Source organism: Bacillus sp. SM2101, from assembly GCF_018588585.1.
Lineage (GTDB): Bacteria > Bacillota > Bacilli > Bacillales > SM2101 > Nanhaiella > Nanhaiella sioensis.
Window position 1 is genome coordinate 1 of sequence record NZ_JAEUFG010000114.1, and the last position, 1,007, is coordinate 1,007.

Consider the following 1,007-nt stretch of genomic DNA (forward strand, 5'->3'; position numbering starts at 1 on the left):
TTTTTTTTAGATTGAGGTTTGCCCAGTATGTTCCTTCGATTAAATTTTGTTGACTATTCAGTTGGACTGTATTATATTATTATAAAGTCAAACTATATAGTTGAACTGAATGGAGGGAAGATATGAAACATCAATTATTACCATTGTCTGAAACGATGCACTATATTTTATTAGCTCTGCGCGAGCCACTTCATGGCTATGCTGTTATGCAAAAAATCGAGGAAATGAGCAATGGAACCGTTATTTTAGCAGCTGGTACATTATACGGAGCGATTGAAAATTTGAATAAGCATGGGTGGATTGAACCTATTAAAGAGTCAGGTCGAAAAAAAGTTTATATGATAACTGCGGAAGGAAGCACCATTTTAGAAATGGAGCAAACCAGGTTATTGCATATTTTATCCCTATATGAAGGAAGTGAATCGAATGAAAAAGTGTAAAGTGTTTTTTGATATTGAAAAAGAGGAGGAATGGCTAAACGAGCAATTACAAAAAGGTTATCGATGTACAAATGTTAGTAGATTAGGAATTTATACTTTCGAAAAAACCGATAAGAGATATGTAATGCGACTGGATTATCAAAAAAATTTATCAAAGAAAAAGTTCAAAGATTACAAAGGGATATATGAAGACTTCGGTTGGTTTTATATAAATGGCTCCTGGATTGGTGGAATTCGATATTGGCAAAAAGAAGATGATGATCATAATGAAATCTTCTCGGATCGCCAATCAAAGAGTAATTATTATAAAAGATTGATGGGTTATTCATTTGTGTTGGGTATGTTGTTATTGGCATTTACTTATATGAACAATGATTCGGGAGTATATTTGACTGAAGGTCTTTGGAGTATGAAAGGTGAATTATTTTGGAAAGCATTTTTATTTGAGACTCCATTTGTCCTTTTTAGATTTCTTCCAGCACTTATGGTTGTATTTATAGGAAGAAGTTTCTATAAAGCTTATAGAAAGTATTCAAAGTTAAAAGAAATCTAATAAACGAGGGTTTT

The 1,007-nt window shown here is 32.2% G+C and carries 2 protein-coding genes; both read left to right on the forward strand.

The features are described from left to right. The first annotated feature begins 122 nt into the window (after nucleotides 1-122). Nucleotides 123-440: a PadR family transcriptional regulator gene (locus JM172_RS24495; RefSeq protein ID WP_214484984.1), complete on the forward strand. Its 318-nt coding sequence runs from the start codon at nucleotides 123-125 to the stop codon at nucleotides 438-440. Then, complete coding sequence (locus JM172_RS24500) at nucleotides 427-993, forward strand: DUF2812 domain-containing protein (protein WP_214484985.1); 567 nt, start codon at nucleotides 427-429, stop codon at nucleotides 991-993. The genes JM172_RS24495 and JM172_RS24500 overlap by 14 nt, the downstream gene beginning before the upstream one ends. The last annotated feature ends 14 nt before the right edge of the window (nucleotides 994-1,007 follow it).

What these genes read in the sequence shown, in the direction of transcription:
- JM172_RS24495 (WP_214484984.1), top strand. Translation starts at nt 123, where the DNA reads ATGAAACATCAATTATTACCATTGTCTGAAACGATGCACTATATTTTA.
- JM172_RS24500 (WP_214484985.1), top strand. Translation starts at nt 427, where the DNA reads ATGAAAAAGTGTAAAGTGTTTTTTGATATTGAAAAAGAGGAGGAATGG.